Annotated in this window: 24 protein-coding genes; 9 read left to right on the forward strand and 15 right to left on the reverse strand. The window is 71.3% G+C overall.

All coding sequences use genetic code 11. From position 1 onward, the window contains the following. Positions 1-7: 7 nt before the first annotated feature. The 3 genes from CSR00_RS10220 to CSR00_RS10230 all read right to left on the reverse strand — a co-directional run bounded on the left by CSR00_RS10220 (position 8) and on the right by CSR00_RS10230 (position 1,590). Complete coding sequence (locus tag CSR00_RS10220; protein ID WP_099022288.1) at positions 8-382, reverse strand: SgcJ/EcaC family oxidoreductase; 375 nt, start codon at positions 380-382, stop codon at positions 8-10. A 96-nt stretch (positions 383-478) separates the two neighbouring features. Then, positions 479-1,036, reverse strand: a complete 558-nt coding sequence (locus CSR00_RS10225; RefSeq protein WP_099022289.1) for a DUF3558 domain-containing protein — start codon at positions 1,034-1,036, stop codon at positions 479-481. Next, positions 1,033-1,590: a DUF3558 domain-containing protein gene (locus tag CSR00_RS10230; protein WP_099022290.1), complete on the reverse strand. Its 558-nt coding sequence runs from the start codon at positions 1,588-1,590 to the stop codon at positions 1,033-1,035. Before CSR00_RS10230 ends, CSR00_RS10225 begins: the two co-directional genes overlap by 4 nt. A gap of 175 nt (positions 1,591-1,765) precedes the next feature. Between CSR00_RS10230 and CSR00_RS10235 the strand changes: the two genes are divergently transcribed. Both CSR00_RS10235 and CSR00_RS10240 read left to right on the forward strand, forming a co-directional pair. Next, positions 1,766-3,511, forward strand: a complete 1,746-nt coding sequence (locus tag CSR00_RS10235) for an ABC transporter ATP-binding protein (RefSeq protein WP_099022291.1) — start codon at positions 1,766-1,768, stop codon at positions 3,509-3,511. A gap of 24 nt (positions 3,512-3,535) precedes the next feature. Further along, the gene (locus CSR00_RS10240; protein WP_099022292.1) at positions 3,536-5,434 is read left to right on the forward strand and encodes an ABC transporter ATP-binding protein; all 1,899 of its coding nucleotides are present in this window, start codon (positions 3,536-3,538) and stop codon (positions 5,432-5,434) included. Positions 5,435-5,505: 71 nt separating this feature from the next. Here the strand turns inward: CSR00_RS10240 and CSR00_RS10245 are convergent, their stop codons facing one another. Then, positions 5,506-6,060: an ATP-binding transcription factor AbmR gene (locus CSR00_RS10245; protein WP_099022293.1), complete on the reverse strand. Its 555-nt coding sequence runs from the start codon at positions 6,058-6,060 to the stop codon at positions 5,506-5,508. 42 nt (positions 6,061-6,102) lie between these two features. Further along, positions 6,103-6,360, reverse strand: coding sequence for a hypothetical protein (locus CSR00_RS10250; RefSeq protein WP_099022294.1), 258 nt, complete (start codon positions 6,358-6,360; stop codon positions 6,103-6,105). A 176-nt stretch (positions 6,361-6,536) separates the two neighbouring features. Here CSR00_RS10250 and CSR00_RS10255 point away from each other — a divergent pair, with 176 nt between their 5' ends. Continuing rightward, on the forward strand, positions 6,537-7,409 hold the full coding sequence (locus CSR00_RS10255; protein ID WP_099022295.1) for an AIM24 family protein: 873 nt from the start codon (positions 6,537-6,539) through the stop codon (positions 7,407-7,409). Positions 7,410-7,426: 17 nt separating this feature from the next. On the opposite strand, the gene CSR00_RS10260 is transcribed toward CSR00_RS10255, so the two are convergent. The 4 genes from CSR00_RS10260 to CSR00_RS10275 all read right to left on the reverse strand — a co-directional run bounded on the left by CSR00_RS10260 (position 7,427) and on the right by CSR00_RS10275 (position 11,788). Beyond that, the gene (locus tag CSR00_RS10260) at positions 7,427-8,542 is read right to left on the reverse strand and encodes an adenylate/guanylate cyclase domain-containing protein (protein ID WP_099022296.1); all 1,116 of its coding nucleotides are present in this window, start codon (positions 8,540-8,542) and stop codon (positions 7,427-7,429) included. Positions 8,543-8,549: 7 nt separating this feature from the next. Further along, on the reverse strand, positions 8,550-9,833 hold the full coding sequence (locus CSR00_RS10265) for a GAF domain-containing protein (RefSeq protein WP_099022297.1): 1,284 nt from the start codon (positions 9,831-9,833) through the stop codon (positions 8,550-8,552). Positions 9,834-9,904: 71 nt separating this feature from the next. After that, positions 9,905-10,702 (reverse strand): acetoin reductase, encoded by a 798-nt coding sequence (locus tag CSR00_RS10270; RefSeq protein ID WP_099022298.1) that lies wholly within the window; start codon positions 10,700-10,702, stop codon positions 9,905-9,907. A 39-nt stretch (positions 10,703-10,741) separates the two neighbouring features. Beyond that, a complete protein-coding gene (locus CSR00_RS10275) occupies positions 10,742-11,788 on the reverse strand; it encodes a 2,3-butanediol dehydrogenase (RefSeq protein ID WP_099022299.1) in 1,047 nt (348 codons plus the stop codon). Positions 11,789-11,934: 146 nt separating this feature from the next. Between CSR00_RS10275 and CSR00_RS10280 the strand changes: the two genes are divergently transcribed. Together CSR00_RS10280 and CSR00_RS10285 are read left to right on the forward strand one after the other, a co-directional pair. Beyond that, positions 11,935-13,773: an NAD(P)/FAD-dependent oxidoreductase gene (locus tag CSR00_RS10280; protein ID WP_099022300.1), complete on the forward strand. Its 1,839-nt coding sequence runs from the start codon at positions 11,935-11,937 to the stop codon at positions 13,771-13,773. Positions 13,774-13,852: 79 nt separating this feature from the next. Continuing rightward, the gene (locus tag CSR00_RS10285; protein WP_099022301.1) at positions 13,853-14,338 is read left to right on the forward strand and encodes a DNA-deoxyinosine glycosylase; all 486 of its coding nucleotides are present in this window, start codon (positions 13,853-13,855) and stop codon (positions 14,336-14,338) included. Here the strand turns inward: CSR00_RS10285 and CSR00_RS10290 are convergent. The 4 genes from CSR00_RS10290 to CSR00_RS10305 are packed head-to-tail and all read right to left on the reverse strand — an operon-like array spanning position 14,331 to position 17,576. Beyond that, entirely contained in the window at positions 14,331-14,753 is a 423-nt protein-coding gene (locus CSR00_RS10290) for a QcrA and Rieske domain-containing protein (RefSeq protein ID WP_245905932.1), read from the reverse strand. The genes CSR00_RS10285 and CSR00_RS10290 overlap by 8 nt on opposite strands. A gap of 11 nt (positions 14,754-14,764) precedes the next feature. Beyond that, entirely contained in the window at positions 14,765-15,277 is a 513-nt protein-coding gene (locus tag CSR00_RS10295) for a DUF6790 family protein (protein ID WP_099022302.1), read from the reverse strand. Between the two features lie 41 nt (positions 15,278-15,318). Beyond that, complete coding sequence (locus CSR00_RS10300) at positions 15,319-16,716, reverse strand: amidase (RefSeq protein ID WP_099022303.1); 1,398 nt, start codon at positions 16,714-16,716, stop codon at positions 15,319-15,321. 17 nt (positions 16,717-16,733) lie between these two features. Continuing rightward, positions 16,734-17,576 (reverse strand): AraC family transcriptional regulator, encoded by an 843-nt coding sequence (locus tag CSR00_RS10305; RefSeq protein ID WP_099022304.1) that lies wholly within the window; start codon positions 17,574-17,576, stop codon positions 16,734-16,736. Positions 17,577-17,604: 28 nt separating this feature from the next. Between CSR00_RS10305 and CSR00_RS10310 the strand changes: the two genes are divergently transcribed. From CSR00_RS10310 to CSR00_RS10320, 3 genes are read left to right on the forward strand one after another with little or no spacing between them, the layout of a single operon-like run. After that, entirely contained in the window at positions 17,605-18,072 is a 468-nt protein-coding gene (locus CSR00_RS10310; protein WP_099022305.1) for a VOC family protein, read from the forward strand. Between the two features lie 54 nt (positions 18,073-18,126). Further along, positions 18,127-18,552, forward strand: a complete 426-nt coding sequence (locus CSR00_RS10315; RefSeq protein WP_099022306.1) for an HIT family protein — start codon at positions 18,127-18,129, stop codon at positions 18,550-18,552. A gap of 37 nt (positions 18,553-18,589) precedes the next feature. Beyond that, a complete protein-coding gene (locus CSR00_RS10320; RefSeq protein ID WP_099022307.1) occupies positions 18,590-19,036 on the forward strand; it encodes a nitroreductase family deazaflavin-dependent oxidoreductase in 447 nt (148 codons plus the stop codon). On the opposite strand, the gene CSR00_RS10325 is transcribed toward CSR00_RS10320, so the two are convergent. Both CSR00_RS10325 and CSR00_RS10330 read right to left on the reverse strand, forming a co-directional pair. Then, complete coding sequence (locus tag CSR00_RS10325; protein ID WP_099022308.1) at positions 19,033-20,076, reverse strand: LLM class flavin-dependent oxidoreductase; 1,044 nt, start codon at positions 20,074-20,076, stop codon at positions 19,033-19,035. The two genes, CSR00_RS10320 and CSR00_RS10325, sit on opposite strands and share 4 nt — an antisense overlap. An 89-nt stretch (positions 20,077-20,165) precedes the next feature. Next, positions 20,166-20,981 carry a uracil-DNA glycosylase gene (locus tag CSR00_RS10330; protein WP_245905933.1) on the reverse strand — a complete coding sequence of 272 codons (816 nt, stop codon included), beginning with the start codon at positions 20,979-20,981 and terminating at the stop codon, positions 20,166-20,168. Between the two features lie 67 nt (positions 20,982-21,048). Here CSR00_RS10330 and CSR00_RS10335 point away from each other — a divergent pair, with 67 nt between their 5' ends. Then, on the forward strand, positions 21,049-22,305 hold the full coding sequence (locus CSR00_RS10335; RefSeq protein ID WP_099022309.1) for a multidrug efflux MFS transporter Tap: 1,257 nt from the start codon (positions 21,049-21,051) through the stop codon (positions 22,303-22,305). The last annotated feature ends 7 nt before the right edge of the window (positions 22,306-22,312 follow it).

The following is a 22,312-nucleotide window of genomic DNA, read 5'->3' on the forward strand; positions in this document are numbered from 1 at the left end:
GCCGTGATCAGCCGCCGACGAACGGCGACATGTCGAAGTACTCGCGCCAGGCGGTGATGCGGCCGTCGGCGACCTCGAACACCGCGGCCACGGGTGTCTCGATCTCCTGACCGTCGAGGGTGAACCGGTCGGTCCGCTCGTGCATGACGACCGTGCCGTCCGACACCGTGTGGCGGACGTCGACACGAATGCCCGCCGCCCCGGCGATCCACTCCACCATCGCCTCGCGCAGCGCCGCGGTCCCCTCCACCGGCTTCAGCGGCCCCGGCTGCCACACCGCGTCGGCGGCGAAGAATGCCAGCAACTCCTCGACGTCACCGCGTTTCCACGCCGCGAGGAAATCCGCGACGATGCGCTCGGCCCCGGTCCCGGTCCCGGCCATGGGTCTGCCCACCTCTCCCGCATGTCCGGATTCCGGTCCTGCATGTCCGGATCCCGGCCGGCACCGGAGACCCCCGCTCCCCGACGATGCGGGCCGTTAGGAGTTGGTGGCCAGGGTCAATTCCATCAGTTTGATCGCCTGGCCGCAGGCATCGATGCCGGCGGTCTGCGGGTTGACCCACCAACCGACCACGCCGGCGGCGTCGCTGGCCACCCCGCACCCGCCGTTGGGTCCGCCGGAGCGCATCACGATGGAGGAGACCCCGGCGATCCGGCGGTCTTCGACCTGGTAGTTCAGCGCCTGGGCCACCTTGCGCTCGTTGTCGAGGCTGCCCTCCTCGAACCAGAACCGGGTGATGTCGATGAGCCCGGCCGGGTTGGCCGCCTGCCAGCGGCAGACCGCGCCGACGAACGTGCTCTGGATGTCCAGCGGGTCGGCGCCGACCGTCTTGGCCAGGATGTCCTCGGTGAGCACGTCGCACTCCTTGAGCAGATTGGGGTAGGTCTGCTGGGAGTCGTTGTTGCGGGGCACCCCGGCGGCGCCCTCCTTCATCGCGGTGCCCTCGACCGATCTGGCGCACCCGGTGAGCAGGGTCAGCGCCGCGACGCTCACTGCCGCGGCGACCTTCAGCCGGTGGGAGGAAATCCGGTTCATTTCGCGTTCCGAATCGATTGCGCGGTCAGTTCCTGGGCGACGTCGCAGGGATCGGGGAAGGGCTGCGAGGCGAAGCTCACCGACCACTCGATGAAGTCGTCGTTGAACTGGATGCCGATCTCGCACAGATTGTCCCCGAGCGTCGGGTCGGTGCCGATCGCGACGAACCCGTCGTGGCCCTCCACCGAGATGTCCTCGACGCTGGTCCGCGACAGTTCCTCGGTCTTGCGTTCCCGGCCGATGGGGCTGCCGCGGAACCAGGTGAACGAGAAGTGCGGGCCGACGATGCCGCCGTTGACCAGCCACTGACACCCCACGGAGTTCTTGGCGGTGTTGACCAGCCCGGGCACCTTGGTCAGCTGCTGCACGGTCTGGTCGCTGACCCCGCCGCACTCCGGGAACGTGGGGCCGTGCACGGCCTGCGCCGGCGCGACCGGCGCATCGGAGCCGGGCTGGGGCTGGTTGGGGTTGTCGGGGTTGTCGCCGGAGCAGCCCGCGAGCACGGGAAGCGTCGCGACGGCCGCCACCGCCAGCGCCCTGATCTTGCGCCTCACCGGTCCGCGTACCTCCTGATCGTCACAGCATGCACTGTAGCGGCCACACCTCCGGGCCAATACCGACACGCGCGTTGACCTGCAGGTTCACTGTGTCGGACCGGGGAGCTCCCCGACGCGCTCGCGGGCGGAGCGTCCCAGGCCCACCTGCAGTGCGGTGTGCGACAGTAGCCAGATGCTGCTGGCCCTACTGCGACAGTACGTGCGGCCGTACCGGCGGCTGGTCGCGGCGGTGATGACGCTGCAGCTGATCAGCACGCTGGCGTCGCTGTACCTGCCGACGGTCAACGCCACGATCATCGACGACGGCGTCGCCAAGGGCGACACGGCGACCATCGTGCGCCTCGGCGCGGTGATGCTGGCGGTGACCGCCCTGCAGGTGGTGTGCGCGGTCGGGGCGGTGTACTTCGGCGCCCGCACCGGGACCAGCTTCGGCCGGGATCTGCGCACGGCGATGTTCCACCACGTCACGAGCTTCTCGGCGCACGAGACCGCCCGCTTCGGCGCGCCCTCGCTGCTGACCCGCACCACCAACGACGTCCAGCAGATCCAGACGCTGGTGCAGATGACGTTCACGATGCTGGTCACCGCGCCGATCATGTCCGTGGGCGGCGTGCTGATGGCGATCCACCAGGACGCCGGGCTGTCGTGGCTGTTGCTGGTCAGCGTTCCGGTGCTGGGACTGGCCAACTACTGGATCATCAGCCACCTGCTGCCCGTGTTCCGCAACATGCAGCAGCTGATCGACGGCATCAACCGGGTGATGCGCGAGCAGCTCGCGGGGATCCGGGTGATCCGCGCCTTCGCGCGGGAACCGTTCGAGCGGCAGCGCTTCGCCCGGGCCAACACCGCGCTGTCGGACACCGCCCTGGAGGCCGGCCGCTGGCAGGCGCTGATGCTGCCGGTGACGACCCTGACGATCAACCTGTCCTCGGTGGCCCTGATCTGGTTCGGCGGGATGCGCATCGACGCCGGGCACATGCAGGTCGGGTCGCTGATCGCCTTCCTGTCCTATTTCATGCAGATCCTGATGGCGGTCCTGATGGCCACGATGTTCATGGCCATCTGGCCGCGCGCCGCGGCCTGCGCCGAACGCGTCACCGCGGTGCTCTCGACCACCCCGGCCATCGCCGACCCGGTACACCCGCGGGAGCCCGAGGGCGCCGGCGGCGGCCTCGTCCGCCTGCACGACGTCGGCTTCAGCTACCCGGGCGCGGATCGACCCGTGCTGTCGGGGGTCTCGTTCACCGCCGTCCCCGGGACCACCACGGCCGTGGTGGGCAGCACCGGGTCGGGTAAGTCGACCCTGGTGTCGCTGATCTGCCGGCTCCACGACGTCACCACCGGTTCGGTGCGCATCGACGGTGTCGACGTGCGCGACTACCGCACCGAACGGCTGTGGTCGACGATCGGGCTGGTGCCCCAGCGCGGGTACCTGTTCTCCGGCACGGTCGCCGACAATCTGCGCTACGGCCGGGCCGAGGCCACCGAGGAACAGATGTGGGCCGCGCTGCGCGTCGCCGCCGCCGACGACTTCGTCGCCGCCCACCCGGACGGGCTGGCGCGCCGGGTGGCTCAGGGCGGGGCGAACTTCTCCGGCGGCCAGCGCCAGCGGCTGGCGATCGCGCGTGCGGTGATCCGCGCACCGGCGATCTATCTGTTCGACGACGCGTTCTCGGCGCTGGACGTGCACACCGACGCCCTGGTGCGCGAGCGGCTGCGCGACACCGCCGCCGGGGCCACGGTCATCATCGTCGCGCAACGCATCTCCACGGTGATCGAAGCCGACCACGTCATCGTCGTCGACGGTGGCCGGGTCGTGGGCGCCGGAACCCACGAGACCCTGTTGCGGACGTGCCCGGCCTATACCGAGTTCGCCGATTCCCAGGCGCTCGGCGCGGGCGCCGGGGGGCCGTCATGAGTGGGCCGTCATGAGTGGGCCGTCATGAGTGGGCCGATGCGGGGGGCGCTGCGCATGCAGCAGGCCCCCGCCGACCGGTCGCGGAACTTCTCCGGAACCGTGTCGCGGCTGCTGCGCCGGCTCACCCCGCAACGGGGGCTGACCGTCGCGGTGCTCGTGCTCTCGATGCTGGGCATCGGCATCGGCGTGGTCGGCCCGCGGATCCTGGGCCACGCCACCGACCTGCTGTTCAACGGGGTGATCGGCCGTCAGCTTCCGGCCGGGCTGACCAAACAGCAGGCGATCGAGGCGGCCCGCGCACGCGGCGACACGACCTTCGCCGACCTGATCTCGGGCATGAACGTCGTACCCGGTCAGGGCATCGACTTCGCGGCGGTGGGCCGCACGCTGCTGCTCGCGCTCGGTTTGTATCTCGTTGCCGCGCTGCTGGTCTGGATTCAGGCCCGGCTGCTCAACGTCGCCGTGCAGCGCACCATGGTCGCCCTGCGCTCCGACGTCGAGGACAAGGTGCACCGGCTGCCCTTGTCGCACTTCGACTCCCGTCAGCGTGGCGAACTGCTGAGCCGGGTGACCAACGACGTCGACAACATCCAGACCTCGGTGTCGATGACGATCAGCCAGCTGCTGAGCTCGGTGCTGACCGTGGTCGCCGTCCTGGCGATGATGCTGACCATCTCGCCGCTGCTGGCGTTGATCACCGTGGCGACGGTTCCGTTGTCGCTGTGGATCACCCGGACGGTGACCCGCCGTTCGCAGAAGCTGTTCCTGGCGCAGTGGCGCAACACCGGTCGGCTCAACGCCCACATCGAGGAGACCTACAGCGGTTTCACCATCGTCAAGACGTTCGGGCACCGCGCGGGGGCGCGGGCCCAGTTCCGCGAGTACAACGACGACGTCTTCCACGCGTCGTTCGGGGCGCAGTTCTTCTCCGGCCTGATCTCGCCGGCGACGATGTTCGTCGGCAACCTCAGTTACGTCGCCGTCGCGGTCATCGGCGGCCTGCAGGTGGCCACCGGGCAGATCACGTTGGGCAGCATCCAGGCGTTCATCCAGTACGTCCGTCAGTTCAACCAGCCGCTGACCCAGGTGGCGGGCATGTACAACACCCTGCAGTCCGGGGTGGCCAGCGCCGAACGCGTCTTCGAGTTCCTCGACGAGACCGAACTCCCCGCCGAGCGCCCGGAGTCACCGCCGGTGCCGGCCGGACCGCCGCGCGTGGAGTTCCGCCATGTCGACTTCGGCTACCAGCCAGACACGCCGGTGATCGAGGACCTCTCGCTGGTGGCCGAGCCGGGCGCGACGGTGGCCATCGTCGGCCCGACCGGCGCCGGCAAGACCACGCTGGTCAACCTGCTGATGCGGTTCTACGACGTCGACTCCGGGCAGATTCTGCTCGACGGGGTCGACACCTCGGCGGTGGACCGGCGCTGGCTGCGCTCCCAGATCGGGATGGTGCTGCAGGACACCTGGTTGTTCGGCGCGACCATCGCCGAGAACATCGCCTACGGTCGCCCGGACGCCACCGAGGAACAGGTCGTCGCCGCGGCGCGGGCGGCCTACGTGGACCGGTTCGTGCAGACGCTGCCGGACGGCTACCAGACCCGCCTCGGCGACGACGGCGGCAACATCAGCGCCGGGGAGAAGCAGCTGATCACCATCGCACGCGCGGTGCTGGCGCGGCCGCGGCTGCTGATCCTCGACGAGGCGACCAGCTCGGTGGACACCCGCACCGAGTTGTTGATCCAGCAGGCGATGGCCGAGTTGCGCCGGGACCGAACCAGTTTCATCATCGCCCACCGGCTCTCGACGATCCGCGACGCCGACCTGATCCTGGTGATGGACGCCGGCCGCATCGTCGAGCAGGGCACCCACGCGCAGCTGGTGGCCCGCCAGGGTGCCTACTGGGCGATGACCCAGGCCTGACCCCTGCGCCGAAACTGCAGATTCTGCCGGGCCGTCTCGGGTTTTGCGTGCAGGAGTTGCAGTCTCGGCGGCTACAGCTCGGGGCCCTGCGCGCGCAGCTGTTCGACCTCGGTCATCGCGGTGCGCAGCCGGGTCAGCCACTCCTCGGCGTGCTCGCCGACCAGGCGCACCGACCAGGCCAGCGCATCCGAGCGGGACCGCGCCACCCCGGCGTCGACCAGGGTGTCCAGCACGCGCCGCTCGGGCTGTCTGAGGCGGGTCATCACCGGCACCGCCAGATGCGTGAACAGGACGGGGGCGGCGTCCTCGGCACCGACCCGCACCCCCCAGGAGACCTTGCGCCCGTAGCGGTCCTCGGCCTCGTCGGCGATCTGCATCCGTTCGGTGCGGGTGTCCTCGCGGAAGCGGGCGATCCGGCCCGAGGCCCGCGCGGGTGTCTCGTCGGCCGTCTCCTCGTCAGCGACGGAGGGCAGTCGCCCGATCACGGTGATCTCCTCGCGGTCGACGACCACGGTGGGGTCACCGCCGAACCAGTGCTCGGGTAGGCGCCCGGCGAACCAGTCGGCGGCATTGACCGCCTCGCTGGCGGGATCGGCGACCCGCCCGGAGGTGTGACGACTCTTCATGAATTACATAATTACACCGTTACACCGCAGCGCACGGGACGTTCACCCACGGCGAAACCCCGCCCGGGTCCTCAGCGCTTGAGCAGCAGCGCGGCGCCGCCGCTTCAGCAGCACCGCGGCGCCGCCGCCGAGCAGCACCGCGATCAGCAGCACCGCGGCCCAGCCCGCACCGAACACCCACCACACCACCCCGAGGGCGACGATCACCGGCGACGCGGCGAACAACGCCATCCCGGGGTGCGCTTTGACGACCTCGACCGCACTGCGCGCCCGCGCCCGGTCCATCTCCTTGCCCGACATGTGACCAGAATGCCAGTCGCGGACTACTCGCTGCACCGCCTCCACCGCTGATTCCTGTCCGTCAGCCGCCCGGTGGTGGCGCGGCGGGCTTTGTGGCTCTTCGAATTTGGCCGACCTGGCCTAGGGTGGGGACGGGCTGGGATCCGCCCCGCCCGGTCCACCGCGAGGAGCACCCAGTGACAGGCCAATGGCAGCCCGATCCCGAAGGCCGCTACGACTACCGGTGGTGGGACGGGCGCGTCTGGACCGACCAGGTCTCCCACCAGGGCCAGCTGCTGCGGGCCCCGCTCGGCGGCGCGCCCGCCGCGCAACCCGCCGCGCCGACCGGCCCGCCGTCCCCGCCCGCCCGACCGGCCGCCGCGCCGGTCGCACCGAGCGGGTTCGCCGGCATCACCGGCGACCTCGTCGACGGCCGATTCGGCGAGAAGAACGCCCAGCCCATCGCCAACCAGAACACCAAGATGCTGCGGGTACGCCTGGGTGAACCCTTCATGGCCCGGCAGGGTTCGATGGTCGCCTACCAGGGCGACGTCGATTTCGCCTTCGAGGGCAGCGGCGCCGCCAAGTTCCTCAAGAAGGCGCTGACCGGTGAGGGGTTGCCGCTCATGCGGTGTCAGGGCCGCGGCGACGTGTTCCTGGCCGAACGCGCCTGCGACGTCCACCTGCTGAACCTGACCGACAGCGGGCTGTCCATCAGCGGAGCGAACCTGCTGGCGTTCTCGGCGAGCCTGAACTGGAACGTCGAACGGGTCAAGGGCGCCAGCATCGCCACCGGCGGGCTGTTCAACACCACGGTGCGCGGATCCGGGTGGGTGGCGCTGACCACCGACGGACCGCCGGTTGTGCTCGACGCCGCCGAGGCGCCCACCTTCGCCGACACCCACGCCGTGGTGGCCTGGTCGGCCGACCTGCAGACCGAGCTGAAGTCGAGCTTCAAGGCCGGGGCGCTGATCGGCCGCGGGTCCGGCGAGGCCCTGCAGGTGGCCTTCCGGGGCAACGGCTTCGTCATCGTGCAGCCCTCCGAGGGCACGCCCCACCCGCCGCAGTGATCACCTGGCGCGGGCGTTCAGTCGCCCTCGCGCCGGGCCCGGAACAGTTTGGTCTCCCCCGGCACCCCCTTGAGATGCCGGGCGCCGGCGAAGGACCACCGGAAACCCTCGACCTCACCGATCTCCTCGCGCGCGGACTCGGCCAGTAGCAGCGAGCCCGGCCGCGCGATGCCGGTCACGCGGCTGGCCTGGTTGACCGGACTGCCGAACCAGTCGCCGGCACGGCTGACCGCCTCGCCGAAGGCCATCCCGGCCCGCACCCCGGGCAGGCTCTCGTCGGCCGAGGTCGCCTCCACCAGATCCAGCATGGCCTCGAGCAACGGCACCGGATCGGCAGACACCAGCATCACCGCGTCCCCGATCGTCTTGACCAGGCGCACCGGGGGTTTGGCGACGTCCCGGGCCAGCTCGGCGAGGTGGGTCGCCAGCCGCTCGAGCTCCTCGGGTTGGGTCTGTTCGCCGAGCCGGGTGAACCCGACGAGGTCGGCGAAACCGACGGCGATGCGCCGGGCCCCGGGCATGGGCACTCCCTCGGCCCGCTCGGTGGCGTTGACCGCCTCGGTCTCCATCGCGTGCCGAAGTTGCAGGAACAGCAGATCCTCGACCATCGGCCCGACCAGTGGTGCGGCCTCGGCGACCAGCTGCCGGGTGTCGCGGGCGATGTCGAGTTCGGTTGCGCCCGGCCGCAGCACGGTGGCCAGCGCCGCGTACCGCATGGTCTCGGCGGCCCGCGACAGGCCGTCGGCCAGCGATCGGGTGACCTGCAGCAGGTGTTCGGCGTCGAAGCCGAGCGAGACGAACCGGGCGATGTGGCCGAGCGCCTCCCCGTCGGCCCGCAGATAGGCGGCGCTGTCCGGATCGTCGACGGCCGGAAGCCCCATCGCCCGCTGCAGCCGCTGCACCAGCTCCAGATCCATCCCGGTCTTCGCGGCGATGTCGCGGGTGGACACGTAGGTGCCGTCGTCGCCGATGAGCCGGCGCGCGGCCAGCAGCATCGGTGAGAACGACGCGCGGATCTGCTCGACGGCAACGCCGCGTTCCACCAGCCACCCGATGAGCTCGGAACGCTCGGCACGGGCCGACCCCTCCAGCCCCTCCAGCAGTCCGGTCGCCTCGATCTCTGGGTCGGCCATCACCCGCTCAACGTAGCGTGCGCAACGCGCGCACGGCGGGCGCGGTGGACGCCGACAGCAGCGTCGCAGGGTCGGCGGGGCCGCGGAGTTCGACCACCGTGCCGTCCGGGAACCGGTAGGGCCGACCGGTGACCAGCCCCGGCAGCTGCTTGCGCAACCGGGACATCTCGGCGCGCACCGTCACCACGCGCGAGCTGTCCCCGTAGAGGTCGGCGGCCAGCTCCGGCGCCGAACGTCCCGCCCGGAAGGTGGCCAGGACCAGCAGGATCTCCGCATGCCGCAGGGTGATGTCGTGGCTCCAGCTGCCGACCTGCCCGTGCATCCGCAGCGACGCCGAGGCCGGGTCGCTGAGATCCAGCACCACCCGGGCCACCGCGGGGACATCGTCGTCGCCGGCGGCCGGACGCACCAACCACCCGCCCGGGAGCAGCTCGACCTCGCACAACCCCAGGGCGGGTATCCAACTGCGGCCGGGCGCGACGTCCTCGGGCAACAGGATGCGGTTGTGCAGCGGCAGCGAGTCCACCGCCGCCACCCACCCGTCGCTGTCGACCGCCAGGGCGGGACGCCCGATCCGGGCGAGGATCGGGGCCGCCACGGTGCGCAGGCGGTTCAGGGTGCGGTCGTGTTGTTCACGCAGATGCGACTCGGCCAGCCGGGCCACCGCGTCGACGAGTGCCACGGTGGTCGGGTGCACGGTGGGCGCGGGCCCGGAGACGTCGACGACGCCGATCACCTGCCCGGTACGTGGGTCCTTGATCGGCGCGCCGGCGCAGGTCCAGGAGTGGTGGCTGCGCAGAAAGTGCTCGGCGGAGAAGACCTGCACCGCGCGGTTGGACACCAGCGCGGTACCGATGGCGTTGGTGCCCACCGCGCCCTCGCCCCAGTGCGCGCCCTCCACGAACCCCAGCCGGTCGGCGTTGGCCAGCACCGCCGGCGACCCCGAGCGCCACAGCACCCGGCCCCGCGCGTCCGCGACGACCAGGATGTTGTCGCCCTCGGCGACCAGGGACTCCAGCCCGCGGGACACCTCGTCGAGCACGTCGACCAATCCGGAGGCGCGGCGCAGCATGTCGACCGCGGCGGTCTCGACCACCGGGGGTGCGTGCGTGTCGGGATCGATGCCGCTGGCCATCAGGCGCTGCCAGGAGTCGCCGATCACCGTGCGTGGGCGCGCCGGGGCCCGGTGCCCGGCCATCGTCGCGTCGTAGACCGCCGACATCAGCCGCGCATAGCTGCGCGGATCCTCTCCGACGGCGACCGCCGGTTCAGGCACCACCGAACCTCGCATCACCGCCGATTGTGCTCCGGATCACACCGGCTGCCAAGTCCGCCCCATCCTCCCGGCCAGGTGCACCGCCATCAGCGGTACACCAGCCCGCCGTCGATCAGGCCGGCCTGCCCGGTCATGTACGCCGCGTCGGGCCCGGCCAGATAGGACACGAAACCCGCCACGTCGTCGGGCGTCTCGGCGCGCCCCAGGGCGATTCCGCCGACGAACTTCTCGTAGGTCTCACCCTCGGCGGCCCCGGTCAGTTCGGCGAACCGCTTGTCGATCTCGACCCACATGTCGGTGCCGACCACCCCCGGGCAGTACGCGTTGACGGTGACGCCGTCGGCCGCATGCTCCTTGGCCGCGGCCTGGGTCAGCGCCCGCACCGCGAACTTGCTGGCGCTGTACACGCCGAGCATGGCGAAGCCGTCATGACCGGCGATGGACGAGGCGTTGATGATCCGGCTGATCTTCCCGCTCCGGTTGTTGCCGAGTTCGGCGAACTTCGCCACGGCCGCCTGGATACCCCACAACACCCCGTCGACGTTGATCGACCAGACCCGCCGGATCTCGGCCGGGGTGACGTCGGCGATGGGGCCGACCAGCGCGACCCCGGCGTTGTTGACCATGATGTCGAACCCGTCCAGCGCGGCCGCGGCGTGATCCACGGCGGCGAACACCTGCTCGCGCTCGCTCACGTCGGCGACGAACGTCGTTGCCTTGCTGCCGATCTCGGCCACCTCGTCGGCGACTGCGTTGACCGGTTCGGCGTCGACGTCCACGAGCGCCACGTCGGCGCCGTCGCGGGCCAGGCGCAGGGCGATCCCCCGGCCGATGCCGCGCCCCGCGCCGGTGACCAACGCGACCTTGCCGTGCAGTGAACTCATCTGCGATCTCCTCTCGGTGTCTCCGCCATGCCTGTCTCCCTAGACGGCCGGATCGACCAGGACCTTCATCTTGGTGCCCGCGTGCAGCTCCTCGAACCCCTCGTCGATGACGTCCTCGATCGGGATCCGGGTGACCCAGCCGGTGGTGTCGTAGGCGCCCCGGGCCATCAGCGCGATGACCGCCTCGAAGTCGGCGCCGGTGTAGCACAGCGAGCCCTGGATCCGGGATTCGTTCATCACCAAATTGAGCAGCGGTGTCTCCAGGGGCTTCTCGTAGATGGCCACGCTGACCATCGGTTTGCGCGACCCGACACACGCCAGCGCGGTGGACACCGCGGGGGCCACCCCCGCCGCGTCGAACACGGCGTCGGCGCCGTCGCCGCGGGTGTGGTCGGCGATGAAGGCGGGCACGTCGAGAGCCGCCGGGTCCAGGGTGCGCGCACCCAGCGCCTCGATGGCGGCGCGCCGGGTGGGCGAGGGCTCCACGACGAGCACGTCGTCGAGTCCCTTGCCGCGCAGCGCGAACCACAGGCCGATGCCGATCGGGCCGGCGCCGAACACCATGGCGGTGTCGCCGGCGGCGACGTCGCCGAGGGTGGCCGCGTGGTAGGCCACCGACATCGGCTCGACCAGGGCGCCCAGTTCCAGCGAGACGCCGTCGGGCAGGCGGTGCAGCATGTCGGTGGGCACGATGGTGAACTCGGCCATTCCCCCGTCGGACATCAGCCCGTGGAAGGCGATCTGCTGGCACACGTTATAGTTGCCCGCGCGACACGGCGCGCAGTGGCCGCACTTGTAGACGGGTTCTACGGCGACCCGGTCGCCCTCCTGCCAGTCGGTGACGCCCCCGCCGACGGCCACCACCGTGCCGGAGAACTCGTGGCCGATGGTCAGCGGCAGCTGCTGGTGGGTCAGCGGATGCGGCTCGGTCGGCACGAAGATCGGTCCGGCGTAGTACTCGTGCAGGTCGGTGCCGCAGATGCCGTTGAGTCCCACCTTCAGCTTGACCGTGCCCGGCCGGGGATCCGGTTCGGCGACGTCGTCGACTTCGATCTTGTTCGGCCCGTAGTACACAGCTGCTCTCATGCGCCCAGTTCTATGTGACCGCGGCCACAGCCGGAAAGAGTTGCAGGGGGTTGCAGCCCGCCGGGCCCGATGCGCGGCCACGCCCGCGGCGTGCAACCTCGTGCAACTCTTGTGGCCGCCGGCCCGGCGGGTGTGCCCTGGGTCACATGACACAAACTCTGGAACCGCAGACCGGCACCCGCTCGCCGCAGGAACGCGTCGACACCTGGCTGGCCGGCTTCGAGACGGCGCTGGCCGCCCGCGACGTCGACGGCGTCACCGCCATGTTCGCCACCGACGGCTTCTGGCGTGACCTGGTCGCGTTCACCTGGAACATCAAGACCGTCGAGGGACGCGACGAGATCGCCGGGATGCTGCGCGCGCGGCTGGCCGACACCGACGCCCGCGGTTTCCGGACCCGTGAGGAACCCACCGAGGACGGCGGCGTGGTCGCGGCGTTCATCGAGTTCGAGACGGCCGCCGGCCGCGGGGTGGGACACCTGCGCCTGCGGGCCGACGAGGACGGAACCGGCACCGACCTGGCCTGGACGCTGCTGACCACGCTGCAGGAACTCAAGGGCCACGAGGAACCCAAGGGGGCCACCCGGGTGCTGGGCGCGGTGCACGGCAGCGACCCCGACCCCCGCTCCTGGGCCGAGAAACGCGCCGAGGAGGAGGCGAACCTCGGGCGCACCGCGCAGCCCTACGCGCTGGTCGTCGGGGGCGGGCAGGGCGGCATCGCCCTGGGCGCGCGGCTGCGCCAGCTCGGGGTGCCCGCGATCGTCGTCGACCGCCACGAGCGCCCCGGCGACCAGTGGCGCAAGCGCTACAAGTCGCTGTGCCTGCACGACCCGGTCTGGTACGACCACCTGCCGTATCTGCCGTTCCCGGCGAACTGGCCGGTGTTCGCACCCAAGGACAAGATCGGCGACTGGCTGGAGTTCTACACCCGGGTGATGGAGGTGCCCTACTGGCCGAAGACCACCTGCGAGTCGGCCTCCTTCGACGAGGAGACCAAGACCTGGACGGTGGTGGTGGACCGCGACGGCGAGCGGCTGACCCTGCACCCGACGCAGCTGGTGCTGGCCACCGGCATGTCGGGCAAGCCCAGTGTGCCGAGCCTGCCCGGCCAGGACGTCTTCGCCGGCGAGCAGCACCACTCCAGCGCGCACCCGGGCCCGGACGCCTACGTCGGCAAGAAGGTGGTGGTGATCGGCTCCAACAACTCCGCCCACGACATCTGCAAGGCGCTCTACGAGAACGGCGTCGACGTGACGATGGTGCAGCGGTCCTCGACCCACATCGTCAAGTCCGACTCACTGATGGACATCGGCCTGGGCGACCTGTACTCGGAGCGGGCGCTGGCCGCCGGGACGACGACCGAGAAGGCCGACCTGACCTTCGCCTCGCTGCCCTACCGGATCATGCACGAGTTCCAGATCCCGCTGTATGACCGGATGCGCGAACGCGACAGGGACTTCTACGACCGGCTGACCGCCGCCGGCTTCGAACTGGACTGGGGCGACGACGGCTCCGGGCTGTTCATGAAGTACCTGCGGCGCGGCTCGGGCTACTACATCGACGTCGGCGCCAGCGACCTGGTGGCCGACGGCAAGATCAAGCTGGCGCACGGACAGGTCGACCATCTCACCGAGAACGCCGTGGTGCTCGCCGACGGCACCGAACTGCCCGCCGACGTGGTGGTCTATGCGACCGGCTACGGCTCGATGAACGGCTGGGCCGCCGACCTGATCGGCCAGGACGTGGCCGACAAGGTCGGCAAGGTGTGGGGGCTGGGCTCGGACACCACCAAGGACCCCGGTCCCTGGGAGGGCGAGCAGCGCAACATGTGGAAGCCCACCCAGCAGGAGAACCTCTGGTTCCACGGCGGCAACCTGCACCAGTCGCGGCACTACTCGCTGTACCTGGCGCTGCAGCTCAAGGCGCGCTACGAGGGCATCCCCACCCCGGTCTACGGGCTGCAGGAGGTCCATCACCTCAGCTAGCGACTGCCCGTATGGCGCCCCGGACGTGAATCCCCCCGCACCGTCCGGGGCGCCCGCGGTCGTGCGGTATACAGCGGGGGTGGGTCAGACTCTGCACGGGTTCGCGCCGCTGGTCGGCGAGTCGCCCCGGCTGCTGGTCCTGGGCAACATGCCCAGCGTGGCTTCGCTGGCCGCCCACCAGTACTACGGCAATCCCCGCAATGTGTTCTGGCGCATCATGGGTGAGCTCTACGGCTTCGACGCCGCGGCCGACTACCGGGCCCGCGTGGCGGCGCTGACCGCCCGCCGGGTCGCGGTGTGGGATGTGCTCGCCTCGTGCCGGCGGGCGGGCAGCCTGGACTCGGCCGTGGAACGCGACTCCATGGTGGCCAACGACTTCGCGGCGTTCTTCGCCGCCCATCCCGGGATCGACCGGATCTACTTCAACGGCGCGGCCGCCGAGACCAACTACCGGCGGTTGGTGGGCGCCGCGCCGCGGCCTTCACGCCGGCTGCCGTCGACCAGCCCCGCACACACCCTGGCGTATGCGGACAAACTCGCGGCCTGGCGCGTCGTCCTCACCTGACGACCAGCATCTCACCGTCGACGGTGACGGTCCGCGCCGGCAGGGGCTCGGTGGCCGGCCCCTGCTCCACGGCCCCGCTGGCGGCGTTGAACCTGCTGCCGTGGCACGGGCACTCGATCACACCGTCCCGCACACCCGAGAGCAGACATCCCTGATGGGTACACAGCGCACTGAACGCGTGGAACTCCGCGGGCCGCGGCTGGGTGACCACGACCCAGGCGCCCTGCACGACGAGCCCGCCGCCGACCGGGACCTTGGCCGCCCGGACCTGGACCGGTACGGGGGGCTGGGACTCCTTCGCGGACGGCTGCGAGGACCGGCCGCCGCAGGCCGCGACCGCGGCGGCCGCTCCGATGGCTCCGGCACCCAGCAGCGCCTCGCGCCGGCTCGCCGGCAGTTCGCGTCTGTGTGTCACGGGCGCCGATCCTACGGTCGGACCGCCGAGTCGGCGCGCCGCAGCGGGGCGGCAGCGTCGCCGCCGCGCCTCCGCGAGGCCAGGTACAGCAGCCACATCACGATCGGCAAACCGATGTCGCTCCACAACGGCACGCCGATGTTGTAGGGGCTGGTGTTGCCCTGAGCGGCCCAGAAGTAGATGTGGCCGGCCGCGTCGCCGATGTACTGAACCGTGAGCATGACGATGGTGGCCAGCCAGAAGTGCCCCCGGTACCAGTAGCCCATGATGCCCAGCACCCCGACGCCCAGGTCCCCCATCGCGTTCTCCCACTGGAACCCGCCGTCGCCCCGGGTGTAGCCGATGAGTTCGGCGGTCTGCGCCCCGTCGAAGATGTGATAGAGCGCACCCACGATCGAGCCGACACCGACCACCACGACCATCCACCACACCAGGTGCGCGTCGACCGCCGGGCGGTCCCGGGAACGATGGGCCTGCACGAAGCCACCGATCAGCGCGACGAGCACCGCGATCAGGACGTTCATCGGATCTCAGCCTCCCTCCGCTGTTCGGGCCCGGGCGGACGTCAGGACACCGCCGGGCGCCGGTGCGCCCAGGGCCGGTCGGCCTCCATCTCGGCGGCCAGCGACAGCAGGGTGGCCTCGTCGAACGGGCGCCCGACCAGCTGCACCGACAGCGGCAGGCCGGCACGGTCGAGACCCCACGGCACCACCGCGGCGGGCTGGCCGGTGGCGTTGAACGCGGCGAAGAACGGCACCCGCGCCGAGACCAGGGCCAACGTGGACACCGCCCCGAGCCGGCGGTAGGCGCCGATCTTCGACGGTCCGGTGGCGGCGCCGGGGGTGATCACCACGTCGACGTCGTCGAAGATCGCCTCGATGCGCGCGGCGATGGCGGTTTCGGCCGCGCGGATCCTGGCGATCCGGGAATCGGAGACCAACCGGCCGATCCGGGCGGCTCCGCGGGTGCGCGAGTCCAGCCGCTCCTGGTGCGGAAGCGTGCGCACCTCGTCGTAGATGCCGCGGAACATGCGCGGCAGCACGTGGCCGTACGCCGTCGACGCCGGGTAGTCGATGTCCCGTTCGACGACGTCGTGCCCCAGCTCGCGCAGCAGCTGCCCGGCCTGATACACCGCGGCGCGCTGCTCGGCGTCGCGGTGGGCGGTCAGCATCGGCAACACCTTGGTGCTCAACGCGATCCGCAGCCGGTTCGGCGGGCGGGAGGCGGCCTTGACGAAGCCTCCCTCGGGGCCGGGCATCGACTTGTCACAGGTGACGTCGAGGAACAGTGCGGCGTCCTCGACGGTGTGCGCCAGCGGCCCGTACACCGACAGGCCGCACCAGGAGTCCTCGTGCGGCGCCATCGGCACCCGGTCCCGCTGCGGTTTGATACCGAAGAGCCCGCACCAGGTCGACGGGATGCGGATGGAGCCCGCGCCGTCGGAACCCAGCGCCATCGAGGCCAGACCGGCGGCCACCGCGGCGCCGCTGCCGCCGCTGCTGCCGCCCGGTGTCCGCGAGACGTCCCACGGGTTGTGGGTGGCGCCGTAGGCCACGGTCTCGGTGAACGGCCACACCATCATCTCCGGGACCGCGGTCTTGCCCAGGATCACCGCCCCGGCCTCGCGCAGCAGCCGCACCACCTCCGAGTCCTTCGTCGGCGCCGGCCCGTGCGCGGTGCTGCCGTAGGTGGTGACCTCCCCGGCGACATCGACGTCGTCCTTGACCGCCACGGGAATCCCCAGCAGCGGCAGCCGCTCCCCGGCATCCAGGCGTTCCTGGGCGTCGGCGGCGGCGCGGCGGGCCGCGTCGGCGAACACCACACGGTAGGCGCGCAGCTCCGGATCGAGCCGGGCGATCCGCCCCAGATAGAGCTCGGTGAGCGCCGGCGCGCTGACCTTCCCGGCGCTCAGCAGCCTCGCCTGCTCGGCCGCACCGGCGAAGGCCAACTCGATGGAGTCCATCGCCGCAGCGTATCGCTTCAGCGCGGCCCGCCGGCGTGCCTCGCGGCGTACTCACCGGGCGCGCAGCCCAGCATCGACCGGAAGTCGTTGGTGAAATGCGCCTGGTCGTACCAGCCGAGGCGGGCCGCCAGGTCGGCGAGGTCGACGTCCAGCCGGGATTCCAGGTCCAGCGCGGCCTGCTGGAGCCGGTAGCGGCACAACACCCATTTCACCGGCACCCCGACGTAGCGGCGGAAGACTCGTTGCGTGGTGCGCGCGCTCCACGGCGACAGGGCCAGGACCTGCTCGACCCGCTGCAGTTCGGCGTCGTCGCGGACGCGTTCCAGCAGCGCACACAGCGACCGGTAGACGCCATCGGGTTCGCCGGTGTCCGTGGCGATCGCGTCGTCCAGACCGGCGGCCGCACCGTCGCGGTCGTTCTCCACGAGCACCGGTCTGCCGAACAACTCGGCGTCGACGGGTACCGAACGGCCGGTGTAGTGCGAGGCGTCGCGGCCGAACCGGGCCGCGAATCCGCCGGGCCGGAACCTGGCGCCCACCACCACGCCCCACTGCCCGATGGTCGTCCGGAACACCTTCTCGACCACGCCGTGGACGAGGGTGTTGGGCAGCGGATAGCCGTGGCGCGGCCCATCCGCGCCCCACTCGTGGGTGATGTGCATGACCGGGAAGGTGATGACGGTGCTGTCGTGAGCGGGCCGGTCCCGCAGGTCCCAGCGCACCGACCAGAAATGCTCGACGTACACGGCCGCGGCGGCCGACGGCGCCCACCGGTCCAGCTCGAATGCGGACGCCGACGCGGCCCGGCCGACCACCCCCCGCTCGGGTTTCCCGGGTGGCGCGTTTTTCCAAGCCGACACCCGGCCCAGCCTAGAAAGCTCACCGGACATGAGCGATCTTCCGATTCCCGAGGGCTACACCAGCCTGACCCCGTTCCTCGTCATCGACGGCGCCGCGTCCGCGATCGACTTCTACACCTCGGTGTTCCGCGCGCGCCTGGTGCAACGGATGGACGGCCCCGGCGACACGGTGGCCCACGCCGAACTCGACTTCGGCACCGGCCGCCTGCAACTGTCCGACCCGAACCCCCGCTACGGGCTAAAGGCACCGGTCCGCGGCGAGACCGTGACGCATTCGGTGGTGCTGTACTGCGCCGACGTCGACGACGTGGTCGCCCGCGCCGAGGCCGCCGGGGCGACCATCCGCGAACCTCTCTCGACATTCGTGACCGGAGACCGGTTCGCCTCCGTCCTCGACCCGTTCGGACAGCGGTGGGTCGTGATGACCCGTGTCGAGGAGGTGTCGCCCGCCGAACGCGACCGGCAGCTCGCGGCCTGGGCCGACGACGCGCTGTGAGCGCCCCGCGCGACCGCGCACCGTCCCGTCGCCGCGATTGGCTACCGTGACCGGATGTCTTGCGTTTTCTGCGCCATCGTCGCCGGGGACGCGCCGGCCATCCGCGTCCACGAGGACGACGACTACCTGGCGATTCTCGACATCCGCCCGTTCGTGCGCGGCCACACCCTGGTGGTGCCCAAGAAGCACACCGTGGACCTCACCGACACCCCGGCGCAGACCCTGGCGGGCATGATGGCCCTGGGCCAGCGCGTCGCCGCGGCGGCCCGGCAATCCGAGTTGCACGCCGACGGCAACAACGTCGTCATCAACGACGGCAGGGCCGCGTTCCAGAGCGTCTTCCACATCCACCTGCACGTGGTGCCCCGCAGCACCGGCGACAAGCTGTCCTTCGCCAAGGGGCTCGTGGTGCGCCGCGACCCGGACCGGGAACGGACGGGGCGCATCCTGCGGGACGCGCTGGCGCGCCTGCAGCCCTGACACACCGGAGGGCACACTGGAGGGCACACTGGAGGACATGGCCAAGCCCGCATGGGAGCGCTATCTGGGCGTCCCGCTGCTCCGTGTCCACGACAGGGTCTATCAGAAGACGGGCGGGCTGATCGGGCACCGGTTCCCGGGTGTGCCGCCGAGCCTGCTGCTGCACACCGTCGGCGCCAAGACCGGCGTCAACCGCACCACGACGCTGACCTACGCCCGCGACGGCGGCAACTATCTGGTGGTGGCGTCCAAGGGTGGTGACCCCAGGGCGCCGGGCTGGTACTTCAACCTCAAGAAGCAGCCCGACATCGAGATCAACGTCGGCACCCGGCGGTTCCCGGTGACCGCCCACATCGTCGCCCCCGGCGACGCCGACTACTCCCGGCTGTGGGACATCGTCAACGCCAACAACCGGGACTGGTACCGGGGCTACCAGAAGCGCACGTCGCGCCCGATTCCGGTGATCGTGCTGACGCCGCGTTAGAACAATTCCTTGGCCAGCAGTTCCAGTGTGGTCTCGCGGGCCGGCGCGGTGGCGGGGTCGGTACCCCGGTGCGCCGAGCCGACGGGGTTGACCATCACCTCGTCGACCCCGTAGCGCCCGGCCAGCGCCCGGAGCTGCTCGGCGGCCTCGGCGGGCGTACCCAGCACGGTCTTGTCCCGGCCCGCGGCGATGATCGCCTGTTCCTGGGCGGTGGGGCGGACCGCCTGCGCGTCCTCGACCAGGTCGAGCGCGCGCAGCGGCTGCCCGGTGCGCAGCCGGGCCATCATCTGCAGGTTGGGCAGCAGCAGCGCCTCGGCCTCGTCGGCGGACGGGGCCACCGAGGCGTTGACCGTCAGAAACGTCACCGGTTCGGGGGCCAGGTCACTGGGCCGGAACTCCGAGCGGTAGACGCGCAACGCCTCGTCGGTGCCCTGACCGGAGAAGTGGTGGGCGAACACGTAGGGCAGGCCCTTGGCCGCGGCCAGGTGCGCGGAGTACATCGAGGAGCCCAGCAGCCACAGCCGCGGCGCGCCGGCCGCCGACGGGGTGGCCTTGAGGATGTAGTCAGGCCGGCGCAGGTGCGCCGGCAGCTGCACGTGCACACCGGACGGGCTCATCATGGCCGCGACCTCGTCGAGGTACTGCGGGAAGTTCTCCACATCGGAGTCGTCACGGGTGCCCCGCAGCGCGATGGAGGTGACCGGGTCCGAACCGGGCGCGCGCCCGATGCCCAGGTCCACGCGGCCCGGCGCGGCCGCCTCCAGCAGGGCGAACTGTTCGGCGACGGCCAGCGGCGCGTGGTTGGGCAGCATCACCCCGCCGGACCCGAGCCGGATGCTGGCCGTCTGGGCGGCGAGGTAGGCGATGAGCACCGGCGGGCTGGTGGCCGCGACCGCCGGCATGTTGTGGTGTTCGGCCAGCCAGTAGCGGGTGAAGCCGAGCCGGTCGGCCTGCTGGGCCAGCCGCACCGTCGCCGCCAGCGCATCGGAGGTCTTCTGGTCGGTGCGCACGGGCACCAGGTCGAGAACAGAGAGCCGCATGACGGTGACAACGCCGCCCGACCGTCACTGCTTCCCGCGATTTCGGTGCAGTTGGTCCCGCTGACCGGGACCGCGCGCACCGAAATCGCTCAGAGGCCGGCCCGGCGGCGGGCCTCGGCGAAGACGTCGTCCAGCATCGCCGGGGTCAGCCGGCCGGTGAACATGTTCTGCTGACTGGGGTGGTAGCAGCCCAACAGTTGCAGGCCACCGGCGAGCTCGGCGCTCGCGCCGTGGCCGAATCTCGGCTTCGTCCCGGCCGGCACCCGCTCGGCCAGCAGGTCCAGCGCCACCTGCCAGGCGAATCCGCCCAGGGCCACCACCACCCGCACCGACGGCGCGATCATCGACCATTCCGCCGCCAGCCACGGCGCGCACGTCGCGCGTTCGGCGGCGGTCGGGGCGTTGCCCGGCGGTGCGCAGCGCACCGGCGCGCTGATCCGGATCCGGTTGGCCCGCAACCCGTCCGCGGCGTCGACGCTGGCCGCCTGGTTGACCAGCCCGCACCGGTGCAGCGCGGCGAAGAGCTGATCGCCGGAGCGGTCACCGGTGAACACCCGACCGGTCCGGTTGGCGCCGTTGGCCGCCGGGGCCAGCCCGAGGATCAGGATCCGCGGGCGCGCCGACCCCCAGCCGGGCACGGGCCGGCCCCAGTACGGCTGGTCGGCGAACGAGCGCCGCTTGACCGCGGCGACCTCCTCGCGCCAGGACACCAGACGCGGGCAGGCCCGGCAGACGCTGACCGCGGCGTCGAGTTCGCCGACGGTGCGCGCGCCCGCGGCCAGCGACAGCACCGCCTCGGCGTCGGCGGCCACGGGGGTGGCCGCGGTCGCCGGATCGCCGGGCCAGCCGGCGCCCGGGGGCACCGGGGAGTCGAATTCACGGCCGGTGCGGGGATGAGGCAGCACGGGTCCATGGTGCCCGGTCAAATTCTCTGGGCGCGAGCAGGTCTGCGCTGCTACATTCCCTCCCGCCATGTCCAGTTCCAAGCGCGGTCCGGCGCTGTTGATCCTCTTCGCGGCGTTGATGGCCGGGGCGGGCAACGGCATCTCGATCGTGGCGTTCCCGTGGCTGGTGCTGCAGCGCAGCGGTTCGGCGTTCAACGCCTCGCTGGTGGCGATGGCGGGCACCCTGCCGCTGCTGGCCGCGACGCTGATCGCGGGAACGGCGGTCGACTACCTGGGCCGGCGCCGGGTGTCGCTGATCTCCGACGGCCTCTCGGCGCTGTCGGTGGCCGCGGTGCCGGTGATCGCGCTGAGCCTGGGGGCCGACGCGGTCAACACCGCCGTGCTGGCCGGGCTGGCCGCGCTGGGCGCGCTGTTCGACCCGGCCGGGATGACCGCCCGCGAGACGATGCTGCCCGAGGCGGCCCGGCGGGCGGGCTGGACCCTGGACCACGCCAACAGCATCTACGAGGCGGTCTTCAACCTCGCCTACATCGTCGGCCCCGGCCTGGGCGGGTTGTTGATCGCCACCCTGGGCGGCATCGACACCATGTGGGTCACCGCCGCCACCTTCGTGCTGTCCATCGCCGCGATCTCGGTGCTGCGACTGGAGGGCGTGGGCCGGCCCGATCACACCCAGCTGCCGGAACGGGTCTGGGCCGGTGTCGTGGAGGGCCTCGGGTTCGTGTGGAACAACCGCGTGCTGCGCACCCTGGCCGTCATCGACCTGCTGCTGACCGGTCTGTACATGCCGATGGAGTCGGTGCTGTTCCCCAAGTACTTCACCGACCGCAACGAGCCGGCCCACCTGGGCTGGGTGCTGATGGCGTTGTCGATCGGGGGCCTGGTCGGGGCGCTGTCCTACTCGGTGCTGGCGCGCTATGTCGCCCGGCGCACGACCGTGCTCGTCGCGGTGCTGACCCTGGGGGTGGCGATGACGGTGATCGCCTTCCTGCCCCCGCTGCCGCTGATCCTGGCGCTGTGCGCCGTGATCGGCCTGATGTTCGGGCCGATCCAGCCGATCTACAACTACGTGATGCAGACGCGCGCGCCGCAGCACCTGCGCGGCCGGGTGGTCGGCGTGATGGGATCCCTGGCCTACGCCGCCGGGCCGCTGGGCCTGATCCTCGCCGGCCCGCTGGCCGACGCCGCCGGGCTGCAGGTGACGTTCCTGGCGTTGTCGGTGCCCATGCTGATCATCGGAATGATCGCGGTGGGGCTGCCGTCGCTGCGGGAACTGGACCGCAGCTTCGACGTGCCGGTGCAGGACGGGGCGGCCGCGTCCTGACCCCGCC

The organism is Mycolicibacterium palauense, from assembly GCF_002592005.1.
GTDB lineage: Bacteria > Actinomycetota > Actinomycetes > Mycobacteriales > Mycobacteriaceae > Mycobacterium > Mycobacterium palauense.

Bases quoted from the DNA above. Each gene is read 5' to 3' on its own strand.
- CSR00_RS10220 (WP_099022288.1), bottom strand. From the start codon at position 382: ATGGCCGGGACCGGGACCGGGGCCGAGCGCATCGTCGCGGATTTCCTC.
- CSR00_RS10225 (WP_099022289.1), bottom strand. From the start codon at position 1,036: ATGAACCGGATTTCCTCCCACCGGCTGAAGGTCGCCGCGGCAGTGAGC.
- CSR00_RS10235 (WP_099022291.1), top strand. From the start codon at position 1,766: ATGCTGCTGGCCCTACTGCGACAGTACGTGCGGCCGTACCGGCGGCTG.
- CSR00_RS10240 (WP_099022292.1), top strand. From the start codon at position 3,536: ATGAGTGGGCCGATGCGGGGGGCGCTGCGCATGCAGCAGGCCCCCGCC.
- CSR00_RS10245 (WP_099022293.1), bottom strand. From the start codon at position 6,060: ATGAAGAGTCGTCACACCTCCGGGCGGGTCGCCGATCCCGCCAGCGAG.
- CSR00_RS10250 (WP_099022294.1), bottom strand. From the start codon at position 6,360: ATGTCGGGCAAGGAGATGGACCGGGCGCGGGCGCGCAGTGCGGTCGAG.
- CSR00_RS10260 (WP_099022296.1), bottom strand. From the start codon at position 8,542: ATGGCCGACCCAGAGATCGAGGCGACCGGACTGCTGGAGGGGCTGGAG.
- CSR00_RS10265 (WP_099022297.1), bottom strand. From the start codon at position 9,833: ATGCGAGGTTCGGTGGTGCCTGAACCGGCGGTCGCCGTCGGAGAGGAT.
- CSR00_RS10270 (WP_099022298.1), bottom strand. From the start codon at position 10,702: ATGAGTTCACTGCACGGCAAGGTCGCGTTGGTCACCGGCGCGGGGCGC.
- CSR00_RS10275 (WP_099022299.1), bottom strand. From the start codon at position 11,788: ATGAGAGCAGCTGTGTACTACGGGCCGAACAAGATCGAAGTCGACGAC.
- CSR00_RS10280 (WP_099022300.1), top strand. From the start codon at position 11,935: ATGACACAAACTCTGGAACCGCAGACCGGCACCCGCTCGCCGCAGGAA.
- CSR00_RS10295 (WP_099022302.1), bottom strand. From the start codon at position 15,277: ATGAACGTCCTGATCGCGGTGCTCGTCGCGCTGATCGGTGGCTTCGTG.
- CSR00_RS10300 (WP_099022303.1), bottom strand. From the start codon at position 16,716: ATGGACTCCATCGAGTTGGCCTTCGCCGGTGCGGCCGAGCAGGCGAGG.
- CSR00_RS10310 (WP_099022305.1), top strand. From the start codon at position 17,605: ATGAGCGATCTTCCGATTCCCGAGGGCTACACCAGCCTGACCCCGTTC.
- CSR00_RS10315 (WP_099022306.1), top strand. From the start codon at position 18,127: ATGTCTTGCGTTTTCTGCGCCATCGTCGCCGGGGACGCGCCGGCCATC.
- CSR00_RS10320 (WP_099022307.1), top strand. From the start codon at position 18,590: ATGGCCAAGCCCGCATGGGAGCGCTATCTGGGCGTCCCGCTGCTCCGT.
- CSR00_RS10325 (WP_099022308.1), bottom strand. From the start codon at position 20,076: ATGCGGCTCTCTGTTCTCGACCTGGTGCCCGTGCGCACCGACCAGAAG.
- CSR00_RS10335 (WP_099022309.1), top strand. From the start codon at position 21,049: ATGTCCAGTTCCAAGCGCGGTCCGGCGCTGTTGATCCTCTTCGCGGCG.